Annotated in this window: 17 protein-coding genes, 1 other RNA gene and 1 pseudogene; 5 read left to right on the top strand and 14 right to left on the bottom strand. The window is 58.6% G+C overall.

What is annotated here, in order from left to right; all coding sequences use genetic code 11:
- Positions 1 to 76 precede the first annotated feature (76 nt).
- The gene (locus ES815_RS14890; protein ID WP_142488460.1) at positions 77 to 1,645 is read left to right on the top strand and encodes an EAL domain-containing protein; all 1,569 of its coding nucleotides are present in this window, start codon (positions 77 to 79) and stop codon (positions 1,643 to 1,645) included.
- Positions 1,646 to 1,677: 32 nt separating this feature from the next.
- On the opposite strand, the gene ES815_RS14885 is transcribed toward ES815_RS14890, so the two are convergent.
- The 4 genes from ES815_RS14885 to ES815_RS14870 all read right to left on the bottom strand — a co-directional run bounded on the left by ES815_RS14885 (position 1,678) and on the right by ES815_RS14870 (position 7,039).
- Positions 1,678 to 2,031 (bottom strand): DUF1428 domain-containing protein, encoded by a 354-nt coding sequence (locus tag ES815_RS14885; RefSeq protein WP_142488459.1) that lies wholly within the window; start codon positions 2,029 to 2,031, stop codon positions 1,678 to 1,680.
- A gap of 59 nt (positions 2,032 to 2,090) precedes the next feature.
- On the bottom strand, positions 2,091 to 5,177 hold the full coding sequence (locus tag ES815_RS14880; protein ID WP_142488458.1) for a beta-galactosidase: 3,087 nt from the start codon (positions 5,175 to 5,177) through the stop codon (positions 2,091 to 2,093).
- A gap of 103 nt (positions 5,178 to 5,280) precedes the next feature.
- A complete protein-coding gene (locus ES815_RS14875; RefSeq protein ID WP_142488457.1) occupies positions 5,281 to 6,354 on the bottom strand; it encodes a LacI family DNA-binding transcriptional regulator in 1,074 nt (357 codons plus the stop codon).
- A 76-nt stretch (positions 6,355 to 6,430) separates the two neighbouring features.
- A complete protein-coding gene (locus ES815_RS14870; RefSeq protein WP_142488456.1) occupies positions 6,431 to 7,039 on the bottom strand; it encodes a YczE/YyaS/YitT family protein in 609 nt (202 codons plus the stop codon).
- Between the two features lie 84 nt (positions 7,040 to 7,123).
- On the opposite strand from ES815_RS14870, the gene ES815_RS14865 reads away from it, so the two are divergent.
- A complete protein-coding gene (locus ES815_RS14865; protein WP_142488455.1) occupies positions 7,124 to 8,545 on the top strand; it encodes a PLP-dependent aminotransferase family protein in 1,422 nt (473 codons plus the stop codon).
- Between the two features lie 145 nt (positions 8,546 to 8,690).
- Here the strand turns inward: ES815_RS14865 and ES815_RS14860 are convergent, their stop codons facing one another.
- The 3 genes from ES815_RS14860 to ffs all read right to left on the bottom strand — a co-directional run bounded on the left by ES815_RS14860 (position 8,691) and on the right by ffs (position 9,559).
- Positions 8,691 to 8,909 carry a hypothetical protein gene (locus tag ES815_RS14860; protein ID WP_142488454.1) on the bottom strand — a complete coding sequence of 73 codons (219 nt, stop codon included), beginning with the start codon at positions 8,907 to 8,909 and terminating at the stop codon, positions 8,691 to 8,693.
- Positions 8,906 to 9,157 carry a hypothetical protein gene (locus ES815_RS14855; protein ID WP_142488453.1) on the bottom strand — a complete coding sequence of 84 codons (252 nt, stop codon included), beginning with the start codon at positions 9,155 to 9,157 and terminating at the stop codon, positions 8,906 to 8,908. The genes ES815_RS14860 and ES815_RS14855 overlap by 4 nt, the downstream gene beginning before the upstream one ends.
- Positions 9,158 to 9,462: 305 nt before the next feature.
- Positions 9,463 to 9,559: signal recognition particle sRNA small type (gene ffs / locus ES815_RS14850), an RNA gene on the bottom strand.
- Positions 9,560 to 9,725: 166 nt separating this feature from the next.
- Here ffs and ES815_RS14845 point away from each other — a divergent pair.
- Positions 9,726 to 10,049: pseudogene (locus tag ES815_RS14845) on the top strand (MGMT family protein); the annotation flags it as partial.
- 33 nt (positions 10,050 to 10,082) lie between these two features.
- Here ES815_RS14845 and ES815_RS14840 read toward each other — a convergent pair.
- Positions 10,083 to 10,652 (bottom strand): YbaY family lipoprotein, encoded by a 570-nt coding sequence (locus ES815_RS14840; protein ID WP_142488451.1) that lies wholly within the window; start codon positions 10,650 to 10,652, stop codon positions 10,083 to 10,085.
- A 208-nt stretch (positions 10,653 to 10,860) separates the two neighbouring features.
- On the opposite strand from ES815_RS14840, the gene tesB reads away from it, so the two are divergent.
- Positions 10,861 to 11,721, top strand: coding sequence for an acyl-CoA thioesterase II (tesB, locus tag ES815_RS14835; protein ID WP_106992157.1), 861 nt, complete (start codon positions 10,861 to 10,863; stop codon positions 11,719 to 11,721).
- A gap of 95 nt (positions 11,722 to 11,816) precedes the next feature.
- Here tesB and amtB read toward each other — a convergent pair whose 3' ends face one another.
- The 5 genes from amtB to ES815_RS14810 all read right to left on the bottom strand — a co-directional run bounded on the left by amtB (position 11,817) and on the right by ES815_RS14810 (position 17,716).
- Positions 11,817 to 13,103, bottom strand: a complete 1,287-nt coding sequence (amtB, locus tag ES815_RS14830) for an ammonium transporter AmtB (protein ID WP_142488450.1) — start codon at positions 13,101 to 13,103, stop codon at positions 11,817 to 11,819.
- Positions 13,104 to 13,136: 33 nt separating this feature from the next.
- Positions 13,137 to 13,475: a P-II family nitrogen regulator gene (gene glnK, locus ES815_RS14825; RefSeq protein ID WP_142488449.1), complete on the bottom strand. Its 339-nt coding sequence runs from the start codon at positions 13,473 to 13,475 to the stop codon at positions 13,137 to 13,139.
- Between the two features lie 196 nt (positions 13,476 to 13,671).
- Positions 13,672 to 15,450: a SmdB family multidrug efflux ABC transporter permease/ATP-binding protein gene (locus ES815_RS14820; protein WP_142488448.1), complete on the bottom strand. Its 1,779-nt coding sequence runs from the start codon at positions 15,448 to 15,450 to the stop codon at positions 13,672 to 13,674.
- Positions 15,443 to 17,215: a SmdA family multidrug ABC transporter permease/ATP-binding protein gene (locus ES815_RS14815; protein WP_142488447.1), complete on the bottom strand. Its 1,773-nt coding sequence runs from the start codon at positions 17,213 to 17,215 to the stop codon at positions 15,443 to 15,445. Before ES815_RS14815 ends, ES815_RS14820 begins: the two co-directional genes overlap by 8 nt.
- Positions 17,216 to 17,257: 42 nt before the next feature.
- Entirely contained in the window at positions 17,258 to 17,716 is a 459-nt protein-coding gene (locus ES815_RS14810) for an Lrp/AsnC family transcriptional regulator (protein ID WP_106992153.1), read from the bottom strand.
- Between the two features lie 115 nt (positions 17,717 to 17,831).
- Here ES815_RS14810 and ES815_RS14805 point away from each other — a divergent pair, with 115 nt between their 5' ends.
- The gene (locus ES815_RS14805) at positions 17,832 to 18,878 is read left to right on the top strand and encodes a PLP-dependent cysteine synthase family protein (protein WP_142488445.1); all 1,047 of its coding nucleotides are present in this window, start codon (positions 17,832 to 17,834) and stop codon (positions 18,876 to 18,878) included.
- A 40-nt stretch (positions 18,879 to 18,918) separates the two neighbouring features.
- Here the strand turns inward: ES815_RS14805 and cof are convergent, their stop codons facing one another.
- A complete protein-coding gene (gene cof, locus ES815_RS14800) occupies positions 18,919 to 19,737 on the bottom strand; it encodes an HMP-PP phosphatase (protein ID WP_142488444.1) in 819 nt (272 codons plus the stop codon).
- Positions 19,738 to 19,739: the final 2 nt, after the last annotated feature.

The following is a 19,739-nucleotide window of genomic DNA, read 5'->3' as shown; positions in this document are numbered from 1 at the left end:
CTTCAGCATAGCTTTCCGTTTTAATGTCATCGACTTGTGCGCCCCACGCCCGGCGTTATAAAAAGGAAACAGGAGCATGACAACCCGACACCTGGTTAGTGTGGTGACCTGCGTACTGATTATTGCAGTGCTTGTTCCTGTCTGCCTGAGCGTCTGGCTGGCGCATCGTAATGCGGAAGATAAGTTTGTTGATGACCTGAACGATTACTCTGCCCGCGTCCAGATCCGTACCGACAGAGTGATTACCCAGGCCAAATCCGCTCTGAACGAAATGCAATCCTTCAAAGGCATTCCCTGTAGTCGCGAACATGCGCTGGTAATGCGCCGCGCCTCTTTCTCCTGGCGCTATATCCAGGAAGTGATCTACGTTGACGATCTCAAGCCACGCTGTTCCTCCCTGGAACAGGAGAGCCACGCCGCCCCCTTTCCGCCAGCATTACGCATCACCCCCGACGGCTATCGGGCCTGGGTTACCTCGCACAACGATCTGAATCTTAAACGTTATATGGCCGCCATTGGTACAGGCCACTATATCGTGATGATCGACCCCGCCTCGCTGATCGACGTGATCCCCTTTGGATCCTGGCCGATCGACGTTGCGCTGGTGGGTATCCGTCGAAATATTGTTTTCGCCAGCAGTAACAGCCTGGATATGCAGGTGTTCAATGAAATGCAGCGCAATGGCAGCTCGCACTTCCAACATAACGGCGCTATGTATGATGTGCATAATGTGCCCGACCTGGGGTTTGCCATCGTGGCGTGGGCTTCCCTGAAGCCATTAAAAGAGAGCTGGCATCACCAGCTCTATTTCTGGCTGCCTTTTGGCGTGTTGATCAGTTTGTTGACGGCATGGTTTGTCTTGCGCGTGTTACGCCGCCTGCAATCCCCCCGGCATCGCCTGCAGGATGCTATCAATGCCCGGGAATTCCAGGTCCATTTTCAGCCAATTGTCGCGCTGAACAGTGGCAGACTGACCGGAGCGGAAGCACTCGCCCGCTGGCCACAGCAGGACGGCAGCTATCTGTCTCCCGATATTTTCGTCTCTCTGGCGGAGCAGACGGGCCTGATAAATCAGTTAACCGCCCTGATCGTTGAAAAAGTGTTTGAGGAGATGGGCGAATGGCTACGCCAGCATCCGGACCAGCATATCTCGATTAACCTTGCCCCCACGGATTTGATCTCGGGTGCAGTGCCCCCGCTATTGAGCCGTCTTCTGAATCAATGGCAGCTCCCGCCGTCGCAGATTGCGCTGGAGCTTACCGAGCGGGGTTTTGCCGACCCCACCGTCAGTGCCCCCGCTATTGCCGGGTTCCGGCGCGCAGGACACTCTGTCTATATTGACGATTTCGGCACCGGCTACTCAAGTCTCAGCTACCTGCAGGATCTGGACATCGATACCCTGAAAATTGATAAATCATTCGTTGACGCGCTGGAGTATAAAAACGTGACGCCGCATATCATTGAGATGGCCCGATCGCTCAATCTGGCGATGGTGGCGGAAGGGATTGAAACCGAAGGTCAGCTGACCTGGCTGCGCCGCCACGGTGTGCAGTACGGTCAGGGTTGGTTTTACAGTAAGGCGCTGCCAAAAGAGGATTTTATTCAGTGGGCTGAACAGAATCTCGACCCGGAATCACACGAATAACGCCCGGCGGGAAGTGCCGCCGGGCACCACGCCTATTCGTCCAGCAGCGGCGAAAAGCCGCCATAAATCATCCGTTTACCGTCAAACGGCATCGATTCGCCAAATTCTTTCATTCTGGGATCGTTCATCATCTTCTGATTCGCTTCGTCGCGAACCGCTTTTGAAGGATATTCGATCCAGCTGAAGACCACTTCTTCGTTCTCTTCCGCCTTCACTGCCAGGCGAAAGTCCGTTAATTTGCCGTCGGGTACATCATCTGCCCAACACTCTACGATGCGAAGCGCGCCAAACTCCTTAAACAGCGGCGCGGCTTTCGCTGCCATCTCGCGATAAGCCTCCTTATTATTCGCAGGAACGGCCACCACAAAACCATCGACATACTTCATCAGATAAACCTCCGAAGTGAATGTGCGGCCACATGGTGTGGCCGCATCAGCGATTAAGTTTAGTTCTGTTGCCAGCTAAAGGCGTAACGCACCTTTTTCCCCTGCAGGATAAACTCCGGCGACACGCTGGGGCTCCAGGAGTCATCGCCCCCGACGCCCATATGAAACGCATCCAGGTTCAGCCAGCAGCCGGGCTCTTCCCGTAACAGATGGTGATGGGTAGTCTCGCGCAGCTGCGTCTGGCTATAGCGACTCACCCCGAAGTGGAAGTTGCCATCGAGCTGATGCTGCCCCAGCTTCAGCTGGCGGGTATCGCAGCGCAGGCCGTTTTCGGTTGGGAAAATGTAAGGAGTATGCAACGCCGCCAGCGGCAGCTCCCAGCGTCCCTGGCGGGCGGCAAGCTTGCGATCCGGGTAGTTCTCACAGGGACCGAGCCCACTCCAGTTCACCGTTTGCGGCACCTGCGCCAGCTGACAGGTCAGCCCGATACGCGCGGGCTCCGGCATGTCGCTTGCCACCTGCACCTCAACATCGCCATGCAGCACGCCATGGTTATCGATGCGCCAGCATTTTCGGCTCAGGAACAGCACCTGGTTGTTGTACTCCCAGGCATGCAGGGTGGTGATGACCACTGCCTGCTCCAGCTGCTCGCCGTCGCACTGCAGCAGGCGTGGCGACAGACTGTACATCCCGGCCGCCTTCCAGCGTTCTACCCAGGCATTCGGATCGATACGGGTCGCTTCGCTGACGCCGATATCGTTATCCAGCGGAGCGCGGGTAAAGTTGTCGGTCAGCGGCGCGAGCAGCGTCGCCTCCCCTTCGCGCCACCACTGGGTCAGGTCGCCGCTGGCGCGGTTAAACTGCCAGCGCTGCTGCTGATGGGTGACTACCAACGCATCATCTTCACGCGTGAGCTGAGGGGTTAACCCGGCAACTTTCGGCGGAGCAATGAGTAACGGGGCGGGAAGCGACCATTGATCCCAGGCGCAGAGATGATTTTCCGCAGACCACGGCGTGGCCGCGGGCTGGAATACCTCAACGTTCAGCCACAGTTCGCCCGGGGTCGCCGCCCACTGCGGCAGCGCGATCTCCAGCCGTTGTGTACTTTGCGCCACGATATTGAGCACCACCACATCAGAAGCCAGCACCTCGCCATCACGCATCACCGACCAACGTAGCTGCTCGTTATCGGTCTGACGGAAGAGATAGTCACTGTGCACCTCTATCACCAGCGGCGAGTGGCTGATCAGGGTAAAAGTGAAAAACTGCTGCGCGCGCTGGGCCTCATACAGGGCCGGATGCGGCGTGCGGTCGGGGAAGACCAGCCCGTTCAGACAGAACTGTCGGTCGTTAGGTTTATCGCCAAAATCGCCGCCGTAGGCCCAGAAGGGGTTGCCCTGTTCGTCATGCTTCGTCAGGGCCTGGTCCACCCAGTCCCACACAAAACCGCCCTGCAGGCGAGGATGTTTGCGGAAAGCGTCCCAGTATTTAGCGAATCCGCCAAAGCTGTTGCCCATCGCGTGGGCATATTCGCAGAGGATCAGCGGACGTGTCTCATCCGGCATACCGATCCACTTTTTAAGTGACCATTTCGGTACCGCCGGGAAGGGCTGATCCTGATCGACGCGGGCATACATCGGACAGACGATATCGGTGGCAGCCGTATTGGCCCCGCCCCCCTCATACTGTACCGGACGGGTGGGATCGGTCGCCTTCACCCAGTGGTAAAGGGCATCATGACTGGCCCCGTGACCGGACTCATTACCCAGGGACCAGATAATGATCGACGGGTGATTGCGGTCGCGCTGCACCATACGGGTGACGCGCTCGCTCATGGCAGGCAGCCAGCGGGGATCGTCAGCCAGACGGCTCATCGGTACCATGCCGTGGGTTTCGATGTTGGCCTCATCCACCACGTACAGCCCGTAGCGGTCGCACAGGCGATACCAGAGAGGGTGGTTAGGGTAGTGCGAGCAGCGGACGGCATTAAAGTTGTGCTGCTTCATCAGCTCAATGTCGCGGCGCATGGTGGCTTCATCCATCACCTGCCCGCGCTCAGGGTGATGTTCGTGACGGTTCACGCCCCGGATCAGCAGCGGCTTACCGTTAAGCTTCAACAGTCCGTTGCTGATTTCGACCCGGCGGAAACCGACGTCGCAGGCTTCAACGTCCAGCACCTGGCCCTGCCCGTCGCGCAGCACAAGGGTTAAGCGGTACAGGGCGGGGATCTCCGCGCTCCACAGCGCAGGTTGATCCACCTTCAGAGAGACATTCACCCTCTCCTGCCAGTGGCCACGCTCGTCGACAATGGCCGAGCCAGGCGTGCCGGTGGTGCTGGCGATACACTCCCCTGCCCGCCAAAGATTGACGCTGACCTCGCAGTCCTTGTAGCCGGCCCCACCGAGGGTCAGCGCCAGCTGCAATTGGGCGCGGTCGTAATCGGCGTTCAGCTCGGTCACGACATGGTAATCGGCAATATGGGTGTCAGGTTTGTGCAGCAGGGTCACATCCCGGAAGATGCCGCTCATGCGCCACATGTCCTGATCTTCAAGGTAGCTGCCGTCGCACCAGCGAAGCACCATCACCGCCAGGCGGTTGCTGCCCACGCGCAGGAACGAGGAAACGTCAAACTCCGCAGGCAGACGGCTGTCCTGGGAATAGCCCACCCACTGCCCGTTGCACCACAGGTAAAACGCGGAATTAACGCCCTCAAACACCAGGCGCGTCTGCCCACTCTCCAGCCAGCTGGCATCCATGTCGAATGTGAGCGAGTAACAACCAGTCGGGTTCTCTGCCGGTACGAACGGTGGATTGACCGCGATGGGATAGGTGACGTTGGTGTAGATCGGAGTGTCAAAGCCCTGCATCTGCCAGTTGGAGGGAACAGGCATCACGACCGCATCAGCGCAATCTTCCTGCGTCCAGCTATCGGGAACCTGTTCCGGCGCGGCAAAGAAGCTGAACTGCCAGTCGCCGTTCAGCGAGCGGATGGAGGAGGAGTCGCCCTCCTCCCGCGCAGTCTGCTCGTCGCCCCAGCCGCTGAGGGGCACGTGGGCAGGGAGTCGATTCCATTGGGTGACGCCGGGGTTTTCCCAGTCACGACGGGCAAGCAGAGTGCTGAGAATCAGCGGAGCGGGATGGGACATAATTACCTCTTTGCGAAGCGCTCACAATTTTTATTACAATGCCCTGCCTGGAGGACAGGGTAAAGCAGGAGAGCGTCATGAAGCGATGGCGATCACAAAAGCGTTAACGGCGCGCCAGCTGTTCAGCCAGCAGGGCCAGGGATTTTAGCTGCTGAGCGAGATCTTCACTCCCCTGTGGGATCCCTTCCCGGGCGGTGGAGTGTCGTTCGACCAGGGTGACAGGGAGACGGGTTTGTGCGGGCTCCTGCCCGGCGTGACCCTGCTGCCCCAGCAGCCACTCCACGCTGCGCAGCCCTGCCTCGCGAAAGGCCTGGCGAACGGTGGTCAGTGGCGGGGTGAACCACGCGCTGTCGGTGGTATCGTCAAACCCTACCACCGAGAGCTGGCCCGGCACGGTAATGCCTTTTTCGGCGCAGGCACGCATCACGCCGAGCGCCATCTGATCGTTTGCCACCAGAATCGCTTGCGGGAGTGTGGCACCGGCCAACAGCTGATGGCCTTTCTCGTAACCCGAGGCAGCGCTCCAGTCGCCCTGGGCGATGGCGCAGGGCTCCACCCCTGCCGCCTCCAGAGTGGACAGCCAGCCCGCAAGACGGGCACGCGCCGAAACGGAACTTCGTGGCCCACCGAGCAGGGCGATCCGCTGATGGCCCAGCGCCAGCAGATGATGCGCGCCGAGCGTTGCGCCCTGTTCGGCATCAAACACCAGGCTGTGCACCCGGGCGGTGGGCGAGACATCAAGAAATAACACCGGTACCGGGGCGGCCTGCGCCTGCAAACTTTCTGCCAGCTCGTCCTCCAGCGGTACGTTGACCAGCAGACCCTCCACGCGCTGCGCCAGCAGCTCCTGCACTGCCGCAAGACACTGCTGCGGATTTTCGACCATGGAGATCAGCACGCTCGCCCCGCGCTCGCCTGCGCGGGTCTTGACCGCCGAGGCAATCTGCGAGGGGGCATGCAGGGCCAGGTCGGTGGTGATCAGCCCCAGGGTGCGGGTGCGCTTTCCCGCCAGCTGCTGGGCCCCGCGGTTGGGGACATAGTGCAATTCGGCCATCGCCTGGAGCACTTTTTCCCGGGTCCGGGCGGAGACATGCGCCGCATCATTAATGACCCGCGAGACGGTTTGATAGGAAACGCCCGCCAGGCGGGCAACATCGTAAAGGGTTATGGCTTTCATGCGCGTCGCGTTGCAATGACTGATGCGCGTATTCTGTCATAACCCATCGCGTAAAGCATGTGAGCGCTTCGCAAAATCAGACAACGCGCTCAGGCTGCGGAGCTAAGAGGCGCGGCTTCTGACGAAACCACGGCAGACAAATCTGGATCAGCGGGCCGATGCTTAAGGCATACAGCACGGTTCCCACACCAAAAGTGCCTCCCAGCACCCAGCCAAACAGCAGGACTGAAACCTCAATCGCCGTGCGCACGCTGCGTACCGACCAGCCGGTACGGGCGTTGATCCCGGTCATCAGGCCGTCGCGCGGCCCGGCGCCAAACCCGGCGCCAATGTACATGCCCGTCGCCAGCGCATTGACGATCACCGCGCTCACCAGTAACAGGCTGCGCGCCACCAGGGAGTCGATAGCCGGGATAAACGTCAGTGCGACGTCGGCCGCTAGGCCAATGGCAATCACGTTACTGATGGTGCCGAGACCCGGGCGCAGTCGCAGCGGGATCCACAGCAGCAGCACCAGCACGCCGGTCAGGATGATGACGGTGCCAATATCCATGGCCAGCAGTTTTGCCACCCCGAGGTGGAAGACATTCCAGGGATCGGCCCCCAGATCCGATCGTATAAACATCGCCGTTGACAGGCCATACAGGCTTAATCCGACGTAAAGCTGAAGTAATCGACGCAACATGATCTTTCTCCGGTTAGCGGTGCTTTCATCATTACCTGAAATGGCACTATGATTAATGTCCAGTTTTGAAAAAGTGGACTGCTTATGTCATCGCGTCGATTTGGAAGCCAGTCATTAGTTCGCCTGTTGGGCCACTGGCAGCAGGAGCCCTCCCGTACCCCGCTATGGCGTCAGCTGGCCGATGCGTTACGCCTGCTGATCCTCGACGGCAGGCTGGCGCTGGATACGCGCCTGCCGGGCGAGCGCGAGCTGGCCTTAACCCTGGAGGTGAGCCGTACCACCGTCAGCAGCGCGCTTGCGCATCTGCGCGATGAAGGCTATCTCGAAAGTCGCCATGGCAGCGGATCCCGGGTAATCCTGCCCGACAGCCGCACGCCCCCGACCCGCGCCAATGCCAGCGCGGCGCTGGATCTCTCCACCGCTGCACTGGGCGCCGGACCGAAGATCCATCAGGCCTATACCCACGCCCTGACCGCTATTACGCAGCATCTGACGCAAACCGGCTACGACCAGCTGGGTTTGCTGGGGCTGCGCGAGGCCATCGCCGCGCGCTACAGGGCACGAGGACTGCCTACCCGCGCGGAAGAGGTGATGGTGGTGAACGGTGCCGTCAGCGGGCTGGCGCTGGTGCTGCGGATGTTCACCGGACCCGGCGACAGGGTGGTGGTGGATCACCCTACCTACCCGCTGGCTATCGCCGCCATTCAGGGAGCCTCCTGCCGGCCAGTTGGTGTGTCGCTGCCGCAGACCGGCTGGGATATCGACGGCTTTGCCGCCACCCTCGCCCAGACCGCGCCTCGCCTGGCGTACCTGATGCCGGACTTTCACAATCCCACCGGCCGCTGCATGGACGCGGCCAGCCGTGAGGCCATTGCCGCTATTGCTGCCCGGGCCCGCACCACGCTGGTGGTGGATGAAACCATGGCCGATCTCTGGTTCGATGCCCCTCCACCGCCGCCGCTGGCGGCCTTCTGCCCGAACGGCAATGTCATTACGCTGGGCTCGGCGGGAAAAAGTTTCTGGGGAGGCCTGCGTCTGGGCTGGATTCGCGCCCCGGCGCGCACTATCGCAACCCTGGCGCAAACCCGCGATACCCTCGATCTCGGCTCGCCGCTGCTGGAGCAGCTGGCAACCCTGTGGTTGATTGAGAACGGCGACACATTTTTACCGGCGCGGCGTCAAATGCTGCGTGAGCACCGCGATCGCTGTGCGACGTTACTGAGGGAACATTTTCCCCAGTGGCGTTTCCAGATGCCGGAAGGTGGGCTCTCCTACTGGGTGGAGCTGCCGGATATGTTAGCCACCCAACTGGCTACCCGCGCCGAAGCGGCAGGTATTCATCTGGGAACCGGTACGCGCTTCGGTCTTTCCGGGGCCTTTGATCGCTATCTGCGGATGCCCTTTTCGCTGGAGCCGGCGGAGCTGGAAAGCGCGCTGATGCGGATCAAGCCGCTGTGGCTGGCGCTGAATGAAAGCGGACAAGTGTTAAAACGCCCCCTGGTATAATCGTCTGCCTGCAAAGGAGCGACTGTAACAGCGACATTTATTACCGGGAAGAAGTGAGCGGGCGCACAAATAACGGCGTAAAAACGACGATTTAAAAATGTCTGACTGTAATAGTTACAGTCAGACATTTTCAGCAGGAAAGAAGTCAGTGCTGAGCAGGGATAGGGAAACCTTTCAGGGAAATAACAAAACTATCGCCTTCTTTCTTTATTTTTGCGCCGGTATCACACCAGTCAGACGCAATTCGAAAGAACTCATCACTGCCAACATCCCAGCCCAGGCGGACATGTTTGACATAGCCAGAGCGCAGAAGCGTGCAGGCTTCCGAGTAGCTGCTGGCGGTGGATTGCTGATATTGTTTCATTTTTTCTTCTTCAGAATTTTTCTTAATGCTTTGATTTCTTTAGGAGTAAAAGGTGCTACGTTCTCTTCTTCCGTATGTTGATTGTCGATATCCTCTTCCGTTACTCCCGCCTCGTCTGCTACAGCAAAGGCCATTTGCAGCAGTTTCTCTGTGGTAACGCTGAGATTCTCATTGTTCACTTCTGCGTAATGACGAAGCTTCTCTTTCAGCGCTTCGTCGATTTTTACATTCAGCACGGCAGTGGTCATGGTGGCTACGTCCTTGACATCAATTTGTTAAATTAATACACGAAGTTATCATTATTATCCAGATATATATTGCCTGCTTATATATCATAAAAATGTCACACTTACCCTGCACAACATTTATGACAGAATAATGACAACCACATTTCAGTATGATGACAATTAACGAAATAAACAGGTCAGTTCAGAAATATATAATGTGCTTAGGGTTGCTATGGGTAAACGAAAAGAAGTTGGGCCTGTGGCATGAAAGTGCTGAATGATGGGAGAAGACGAAAAATTTTGCGGAAGGCAGAAATGGGTGGGGGCCCTGCCAGCTACATCCCGGCACACACGTCGTCTGCCCTGGCTGCTTCCTTCCGGACCTGACCTGGTGAACAGAGTAGCGTTGCGGGAGAACCAACAGAGCCCCCATTGAGAGCGTTGTTAACCAACGCGCTGGCGCATTATCACTGTACCAGATAGCAATTGCAAGTTAACGGCGTCCGGGTGATGGTTTATTGCGCAAAGCGTTTACAGAGTGCACGCTTTCTTCCTGTCTTGCCGGGTAATCTTTATTATGCCCTCAACACAGGAGCAAAAAATGGATGAGCACGACTCTTTTCCTCAGCGGGTCTGGCAGATAGTAGCCTCAATTCCCGAAGGTAGCGTCACCACCTATGGCGAAGTAGCACGCCTGGCAGGTTCTCCACGCGCTGCACGGCAGGTGGGCGGCGTACTTAAACGGCTACCGGAAGGCAGTACCCTGCCCTGGCATCGGGTGGTGAACCGCCACGGGGCGATCTCCTTAACCGGCCCTGATTTACAGCGTCAGCGTCAGGCCTTGCTCAGCGAAGGGGTACAGGTATCAGGTAGCGGGGAGATTGATTTGCAGCAATACCGCTGGCGGTATTAAACAGCCCCTCTCAGGCGAGAGGGGCTGGCGACATTAAAGCTGGGTAGGTGCCGGGGTGGCCGTAGACGGGCTCACCTGAGTTGGCGAAGTGGAAGGTACGGTCGTGGGCGCACCGCCGCCAGGCTGTAACGGCAACTCGGTCTGCTGTACAGGCACCAGCACCAGATCGGCTTTGGTCCCGCCCTGATTAATTACCGGTTTCACGATATCGGTCACCAGTACGACCTTATCGTTAATGGTGATCGCGGCACTCAGCAGAATACGCGCGTTAGGCTGCACGTCCGCCGGGTTAAACGGCAGTTCAAACTTGAACGGAGCCTGTTTACCTTCGGTACGGGTCGCCTGCTGCGCCAGTACTTTCGACGGTGAGTCGGCCAGAGAGGCATCAGACAGGGTGACGGTTAATATCGCATCCGGCGGCAAAGCCACTTTCTGACGGATCCAGATGGTCCCGGAAACATTTGGCTGCTGAATGGTGGGTTGAGCCGCCACGGCAGCAGTGTTTGGGTTTGGCGCTGGCGTCTGGATGTCTGCACTTTTATCTGCACAGGCAGAGAGAGCAACCGCTACCGCTAAACCACTTAACGCGTGCACGAGTTTCATTGAGTTCTCCTTATCATCAATGCACCAGCGGGATCGATACCGCCAGATGAGTGGTTAATACCAGGTTAACGAGAGTAAGTGTGGCACACATCAATTATTTATGCCTGGAATCTCCCTGTTATTCAGATTATTGCACCCATCGGACCACTTCCATTTCTGCGTTATACTCTGCCTATCTTTCGCCACGGCGTTTTAATTGAGGACGACTATGAGTCAGGCACTAGGCAATCTGCTGACATTATTAAACCTGGAAAAAATTGAAGAAGGACTCTTTCGGGGACAAAGCGAAGATCTGGGCTTGCGCCAGGTATTCGGCGGTCAGGTTGTGGGGCAAGCCCTCTACGCAGCTAAAGAGACAGTACCTGCGGAACGCTTTGTGCACTCCTTTCACAGCTACTTTTTGCGCCCTGGCGACAGCCAGAAACCAATCGTTTATGACGTAGAAGTCCTGCGTGATGGCAACAGCTTCAGCGCCCGCCGCGTGGCCGCGGTGCAGAACGGTAAGCCGATCTTCTATATGACGGCGTCGTTCCAGGCACCGGAGCCGGGCTATGAGCATCAGAAAACGATGCCCCCTGCCCCGGCACCGGACGAATTAAAGTCTGAAACGGATATTGCCCGCGCGCTGGCGCATCTGCTGCCCCCGCAGGTGAAAGAGAAGTTTCTCTGCGACAAACCGCTGGAGATCCGCCCGGTTGAGTTCCATAACCCGATGAAGGGCCATACCGCCGAGCCGGCGCGTCAGGTCTGGATCCGCGCCAACGGGACGGTGCCGGAAGATTTCCGCGTCCATCAGTATCTGCTGGGTTACGCGTCCGATTTCAACTTCCTGCCGGTCGCGCTGCAACCGCACGGCGTAGGTTTCCTTGAAAAAGGGATGCAGGTTGCCACTATCGACCACTCGATGTGGTTCCACCGTCCGTTCGATATGAACGACTGGCTGCTGTACAGCGTGGAGAGCACGTCGGCGTCGAGCGCCCGTGGGTTTGTTCGCGGTGAGTTCTATACGCAGGACGGCGTCCTGGTGGCTTCTACGGTGCAGGAAGGGGTGATGCGTAATCGGGGATGATGTGAAAAAGCCGGGCGGCGGCTTCGCCTTACCCGGCCTTCAAAAGCATAATCCGTAGGCCCGGTAAGCGTAGCACCACCGGGCAATACCTCACATTACGCGTTATACGCATTCTCGCCGTGGCTGTTGACGTCCAGACCTTCACGCTCCTGCTCTTCCGGCACGCGCAGACCCACCGTCATGTCCGCCAGTTTATAGCCGATAAAGGCCACTACGCCCGACCAGACCACCGTGATGGCGATACTTTCCAGCTGAACCAGAACCTGATGTCCCATGGTCACGCCTTCTGCGTAGCCGACGCCGCCCAGTGAGGTAGAGGCGAAGAAACCGGTCATAATACAGCCGATGATGCCGCACACGCCGTGCACGCCAAAGACATCACAAGGATCGTCCACACGCAGCACACGTTTCAGCGCAGTGACGCCCCACAGACCGGCCAGACCCGCGACGATACCGATGATCAGCGCACCGCCGACACCGACAAAACCACAGGCCGGGGTGATGCCCACCAGACCGGCAATGGCACCGGAACAGGCACCCAGCAGGGATGGTTTACCGCGTACCGCCCACTCGCCAAAGATCCACGAGAGGATAGCGCCCGCCGTGGCCACAACAGTGTTCACGAAGGCCAGCGCCGCAATTTCGTTGGCTGCACTGGCGGAACCGGCGTTAAAGCCAAACCAGCCGAAGTAGAGGATGGCGGTGCCGGTAAAGACCATCGGCAGGTTATGCGGTTTGAAGGCCTCTTTGCCAAAACCGACGCGTTTACCGATCAGGTATGCCCCCACCAGGCCCGCCACTGCGGCGTTGATGTGAACCACGGTACCGCCCGCAAAGTCCAGCGCGCCATGTGAGCCCAGCAGACCGCCGCCCCAGACCATATGCGCCACCGGCACATAGGAGAGCGTCAGCCATACCACGACGAAGATCAGCACCGCGGAGAAGCGAATACGTTCCGCCAGCGCCCCGACAATCAGCCCGACGGTGATACAGGCGAACGAGCCCTGGAACGCCACGTGGATGTACTGATAGAAGCTGCCCATCACCGCGGTCAGCTCGATATTTTTCAGCATCGCCCAGTTGAAGCTGCCGAAGAAGGCGTTACCTTCACCGAAGGCCAGCGAGTAGCCGTAAACCACCCACAGGACGCACACCAGGGCGAAGGTCACCGTCACCTGAGTGAGCATGGAGAGGACGTTTTTGCCGCGGATCAGGCCGCCGTAAAACAGCGCAATCCCCGGAATAGTCATAAACAGCACCAGCGCGGTGCAAATCATCATAAAGGCGTTATCGGCTTTGTCTGCCACCGCTGGTGCAGCCATTGCCAGCCCCGGCAGCAGTGCCAGAGACCCCAGACCTGCTTTGAATGTTGTTGTGTTCATTTTCTCGATCCCTATCACTGTGTGCCTGATTTTTTACAGTGCCGCTTCGTCGGCTTCGCCTGTACGAATGCGAATAACGCGTTGCAGCTCAGCAACGAAAATTTTGCCGTCGCCAATTTTGCCGGTGTAGGCTGCTTTGCTAATCACGTCGATAACGTCATCCAGCTGATCGTCGGCGATCGCCACGTCAATCTTCACTTTTGGCAGGAAGTTGACGCTGTACTCGGCGCCACGGTACAGCTCCGCATGACCTTTCTGTCGCCCAAAGCCTTTCACCTCGGTGACGGTTAGTCCCTGAATACCCATTGAAGAGAGTGCTTCACGCACGTCTTCGAGCTTGAATGGTTTGATGACCACGGTAACCAGCTTCATATATCTCTCCAGTCAGAATTCGGTAATGGCTCGCGAACGGATTAGGTATTGCAAGTGGTGTGCCAGAATTGAAAAGAGAGGGGGGACGAGGCGTGGCGTAGAGAAGGCGAAAAAAAACGCACCATGACAGTGCATGATGCGTTTCATTTTTGCACCAACCGATTCAGCGGCTGGCAGGTTGCTTAATTTTAGTGCATCAGGCGCTGAGCGACTCTTCGCGCGTGCTGGCGGCCAGCTCTTCACCGGCCAGTTGCAGCTGATACATCTGCCAGTAACGCCCTTTCGCCTCAAGCAGTTGCTTATGGGTACCGCGCTCAACCGCCTGGCCGCGATGAAGCACCAGAATGGTATCCGCCTCAACAATGGTCGACAGGCGGTGGGCGATCACCACCAGCGTAGTGTGTTCACGTACCGCGGTCAGCGCCTGCTGGATCGCCTGCTCGGTGCCGGAGTCAATGCTGGCCGTGGCTTCATCGAGGATCAGCACCTGCGGCGTATCAATCAGCACCCGCGCCAGGGCCAGCAGCTGTTTTTGCCCCACGGAGAGGTTATTCCCCTGCTCGCCGAGGCGGGTGTGAATGCCGTCATGCAGGCCACGCGCCAGTTCTGCCAGCTGCACTTTCTCCAGCACGTCCCAAACCTGCTCCTCGTTAAACGGCCGCCCGAGCGTGACGTTGGCGAAGAAGGTATCGGCCAGCACCACCGGATCCTGCTGCACCATCGCCACCCCTTTACGCAGCGCGGCGTGGCTCAGGGTCGAGAGCGGACGCCCGTCGAGGCGAATTTCCCCTTCGGTGAGCGGGTAGTACCCCATCAGCAGGCTGGCGAGGGTACTTTTACCGCTGCCGGTATGGCCTACCAGCGCCACAAAGCTCCGGGAGGGGACCTTCAGATCGATATCCTGCAACACCAGCCGATCGTCGCGATAGGCGAAAGAGACCTTATCAAACTCAATGGTGCCGCTTTGCAGGTCGCGATTGTCATGACCGTAGGCCTGACGCGGACGATCCATCAGCTCAAAGACGCGCTCGCCGGCAACCACCGCCTGTTGCAGCATCGACTGCTGGGTGGTCAGCTCGATCAGCGGCTCGTTAAGACGGCCCAGATAGCTGATAAAGGCATAGAGCACGCCGACCTCAATGGTGCCGCCAGCGGCAAAACCAAACTGCATCAGCAGTCCGCACAGCACCAGTGCCGAGAACAGGCTGAGCAGCGGGCGCAGGAGAAAACCATCCAGCCGCAGGGTCTGCATGCGGGCCATATAGTGGGAGCGGCTGGCCTCGCCCATCCGCTCGCCAAAGCGCTCCTGCTGGCGGAACTGCTGGATAACGCTCATGCCGTTGATAACTTCGTTGAAGCCATCGTTGATATCCGCCAGATAAGCCCGCACGCGACGGACAATCGGCGTGCTGTAGCGCTGGTAGATAATCATCACAATCATCACCGCCGGGAAGATGGCCATCGCCACCAGCGCCATGCGCCACTCGAGGCTGAACATCGCCACCAGCATGGCGCCGACAAGGGCGGCGCTGCGCAGCACCGTGGCGACCACCGTGACATAGAGATCGCGGATCACTTCCGTATCGTTGGTGACGCGGGAGATGATCTGCCCGACGGGCTGGGTATCGAATTCGCTCAGCGGCTGACGCAGGGCGGCATCCATTACGTCGGTACGCAGTTGCTGTACCACCCCAACGGCGGCCTGGTTAAACAGCAGCGACTGGGCATAGTGCAATCCGGCCGCAAGCAGTTGCAAGCCAACATAGGCCACAGCCAGCCCGGTCACCAGGCCGAGCGGGAGATAGTTCTTTGCCACCATATTGTCGATGAAATAGCTGATCAGCAGCGGGCCGGTCACTTCGGCGATCGCCGCAATCCACAGCAACACCACCGCCAGCGAGAGGGGTTTGCGCCACGGCGAGCCATACGCCAGCAGGCGTTTAAGGGTCGGCCACAGCTGGGAAAAACTACGCATCGGCGGCCTCCTCGTTCATGTCCGGCACGTCATCCAGCGCCGCTTCCAGTTGTTGATAGCGATACATATCGCGATACCATCCCGGCTGGTCCGCCAGCTGTTCATGCTGCCCGCGCTGGGCAATATGCCCGTGCTGCATCACCAGAATCTCACTCGCCTCGGTCAGGGCCGACAGACGATGGGCGCTGATAATTACCGTACGCCCTTCCCCCCACTGGCGCAGGTTATGCAGGATCTGATGTTCGGTGCGGCCGTCGACGGCGGAAAGGGCATCGTCGAGGATCAGGATCTCGGCATTGAGCAGCAGCGCGCGGGCAATGGAGATACGCTGTTTCTGCCCGCCCGAGAGCATCACGCCGCGCTCGCCCACTTCGGTTTCATAGCCCTGGGGCAGGCGCAGAATATCCTCATGCACGCTGGCGAGACGGGCGACGTGCTCGATCGCTTCCCGGGTCGCCTGCGGGCAACCCAGCGCAATATTGTTGGCGACAGTGTCGGAGAAGAGGAACGGCGTCTGGCTCACTACCGCCAGCCGGCTGCGCCAGCTATCCAGCTGCAGCTGCGGCAGCGGGATGTCGTGGAAACGGATCTCGCCCTGGTCAATATCAAAGTGGCGCTGGATCAGCGACAGGATAGTGCTTTTTCCGGCGCCCGTTGGGCCACAGATGCCCAGCATCTGTCCGGGTTGCAGCCTGAAGCTGACGTTTTCGAGCGTCGCCTGCTCCGTGTGCGGGTAGCTAAAGGCGCGGATAGCAACCTTCAGCTCGCCGCGTCCCTCCGGCACACGTTCGCTGCCATCGTTGACCACTGGCGCTTCGGCAAGCATAGCGCGGATCCGGCTGTAGGCCGCGCTGCCGCGCTCGACGATATTAAACATCCAGGCCAGGGCCAGCATCGGCCAGATCATCAGCCCCAGATACATGGCAAAGCTGGTCAGCTGGCCGAGGGTCAGCGAACCGTTAATCACCATCCAGCTGCCACCGCCAATCGCCAGCAGGTTGGCGGTGCCAATGGCGATATAGATCGTCGGATCAAAGCGGGCGTCGATGCGGGCGACGCGCAGGTTTTTAGCCCCGGTATCCGCGGCATCGGCGGCAAACAGCGCCGACTGGCGATCTTCCAGGCCGAAGGCTTTGATCATCCGGATACTGGTCAGGCTCTCCTGGGTACGGTCGTTGAGTGAGGAGAAGGCCGCCTGCGCCAGCTTGAAGCGTTCATGCAGCTGGTCGCCGTAGCGTTTGATCGCCAGCGCCATAATGGGCATTGGCAACAGGGCCAGCAGCGTCAGCTGCCAGCTGATCTGCGTGGACATCACAATCAGCACTGCGCAGCCCATCACCAGCGAGTCCACCAGGGTCAGTACGCCCTCCCCGGCGGCAAAGACCACGCGGTCCACATCGTTAGTGGCGCGGGCGATCAGGTCCCCGGTGCGGTGGCGCAGATAAAATTCCGGATGCTGGCGGCTGAGCTGGCGGTAAAAATCCTCCCGCAGTTCCACCGCCAGCTGGTAGGAGGCCCCGAACAGCAGCACGCGCCAGACATAGCGCAGCAGATAGACCACTACCGCCGTCAGCACCAGGGTGCCGATCCACATCATCACCCGTGCGGTGGTGTAATGCTGTTCCGTTACGCCATCCACGACATAGCCCACCACTTTCGGCGGGATGAGCTGCAGAACGGCAATGATAATAAGCAGGGCCACTGCACCGAGATAGCGTTGCCACTCCCGGCGGAAGTACCAGCTTAACTGAGCAAATAATCGCACGCGGTCTTTTCCTGAGGATCGTATTCCGGCAGGGCCGGGAAGTTATTCAATGGGTAAGGCGGTGGTGTATTTTATCTGTTCCATCGCAAAGCTGGAGGTGACATTCGACAGACCTGGCACGCTGTTGACCAGCCGTTTATAGAAATCATCATAGCGTTTCATGTCCGCCACCTGAACGCGCATCAGGTAGTCGTATTCGCCCGCCATCCGCCAGAAGCCCAGCACTTCCGGCATCTCCGATACTACGCTGACGAATCCGCAGTACCAGTCGCTGCTGTGGTGCTGCGTTTTTATCAGAACAAACGCGGTCAGTCCAAGCCCCAGTTTTTCAGGATCGAGCAGCGCCACGCGTCCCAGCAGGATGCCTTCGTCTTCAAGTCGCTTAAGGCGTTTCCAGCAGGGCGTGGTGGTCAGATTAACGGCATCCGCCAGCGCCTGCAAAGAGAGGGTGCAGTCGCTTTGCAGTAAGGACAGCAGCTTACGGTCAATTTTATCTAGCATATCCATCCTCCAGAGAAAATTTTTCTCCTTACATTCTATTTTAAAGGCCAGATAGCAACAATTTTTTCTGTGCTTTTCGCTATGCTGGGCACAAAATGACAAACGGATTACCGAGATGAATAGCGCCTGGGTTAAAAACGCCATCAGTGAAATTAACGCCGATTATCAGCGATCGGCGGACACACACCTCATTCGCCTGACCCTGCCGGGTTTTGCCGGTATTCAGCTCTATCTGAAAGACGAAAGCACCCACCCGACCGGCAGCCTGAAGCACCGTCTGGCACGCTCGTTGTTCATTTACGGGCTATGTAATGGATGGATCAAAGAAGACTCGACAATCATCGAATCCTCTTCGGGGTCCACTGCCGTCTCGGAAGCCTGGTTTGCCCGCCTGCTCGGCCTGCCGTTTATCGCCGTTATGCCTTCCTGTACGGCAAAACGCAAAATCGAACAGATCGAATTTTACGGCGGCCGCTGCCACTTTGTTGAAAGCGCCTGCGAAATTTATGCCGCCTCAGAGATGCTGGCCCGGGAGCTGAACGGTCACTATATGGATCAGTTTACTTATGCGGAGCGGGCAACGGACTGGCGCGGCAATAACAACATTGCCGACAGTATTTTCCGCCAGATGCAAAACGAGCCTCATCCGGTGCCGGCCCATATCGTGATGAGCGCCGGGACCGGCGGCACCTCGGCCACCATTGGCCGCTATATTCGTTGCCAGGGCTACGATACCCGCCTGATGGTGGTGGATCCGCAGAACTCGGTGTTTCTCGATTACTGGCAGCAGCGCGACCCTGCCCTGCGCAGCCCGGTGGGCAGCAAAATCGAAGGGATTGGCCGCCCGCGCGTCGAGCCGTCGTTTATCCCTGACGTAGTGGACGAGATGCTCCGCGTGCCGGATGCCGCCAGCGTCGCCACCGCCCACTGGCTGGAAACGCAGCTTGGCCGGAAGGTTGGGGCCTCTACCGGGACCAATATGTGGGGTGCGTTGCAGCTGGCCGCGCGGATGCGGGAGGCAAGACAAACCGGCTCCATCGTTACGCTGTTATGCGACAGCGGCGAGCGCTATCTGGATACCTACTACAACGCAGAGTGGGTGCAGACCAACATTGGCGACGTGACGCCGTGGCTGGCGGAGATTACCCGGCTGGTAAAATAAAAAAAGCCAGACTCTCGTCTGGCTTGCTGGAAGGGTCTCACTATTCGGGGGAATAAGGAAGATCAGGTGTATCCAGCCAATGGGTTAAGAAATGGGACACGGCCTCGTTGCGGCAGTGTCCGATAACCGGTAAATGCGAGAGCTCAGCGATCAGTTGTGGCATCGCATTGCCCATAATCAGGCCGCGGCCCACGCTGCCCAGCATCTCGCGATCGTTCATCGCATCGCCAAACGCCATACACTCCTGCAACGTTAAGCCAAGATGATCGCTCAGCACCGCCAGGGCAGAACCTTTGTTGCACCCGACCGGCAGCACTTCCAGACAATCGATCGCCGAGAAGGTGAGATGCGCGCGACTCCCCAACGCCTCGTTAAGCTGGATGCGCAGGCGGCACAGATCGTCGTGATCGCCACAAAAACAGATTTTGGTCACCGCATGGGCCGGAATACGGCGCAGATCGGTCAGCTGATACTGGAAGCCGCTGTAGACGTGCGCCTCCAGCAGTGCCGGGATTTCCTTTCCGGTCAGCCAGCCGGTGTCGTTAAACACGTGAATGCTGGCCTGGGTATCCCAGGTGGTGTGCAGCACCTGCTCCGCTACATCCGGGGCCAGATCCTGACGATAGAGCACCTCCCCCTCCAGAGAGTGAATGCGCGTCCCGTTGCCGGTAATCAAAAAGGCATCAAGGCAGAGCGCGCCCATCAGGTGGCGCATCTCCAGCACATGTCGGCCCGTGGCAAAGGTGAGCGTAATGTCGCGCTCGTGCAGCCGCTTAAGCACGCTCAGCGTCTTGTCGCCTAAACGGTGGTCCGGCATTAACAAGGTGCCGTCCATATCAAATGCAGCCAGCCGCGCCATGG

Source organism: Leclercia adecarboxylata (assembly GCF_006874705.1).
GTDB lineage: Bacteria > Pseudomonadota > Gammaproteobacteria > Enterobacterales > Enterobacteriaceae > Enterobacter > Enterobacter adecarboxylatus_C.
The sequence above is the reverse complement of the archived record's forward strand: the minus strand, read 5'-3'. Positions and strand labels throughout refer to the sequence as shown.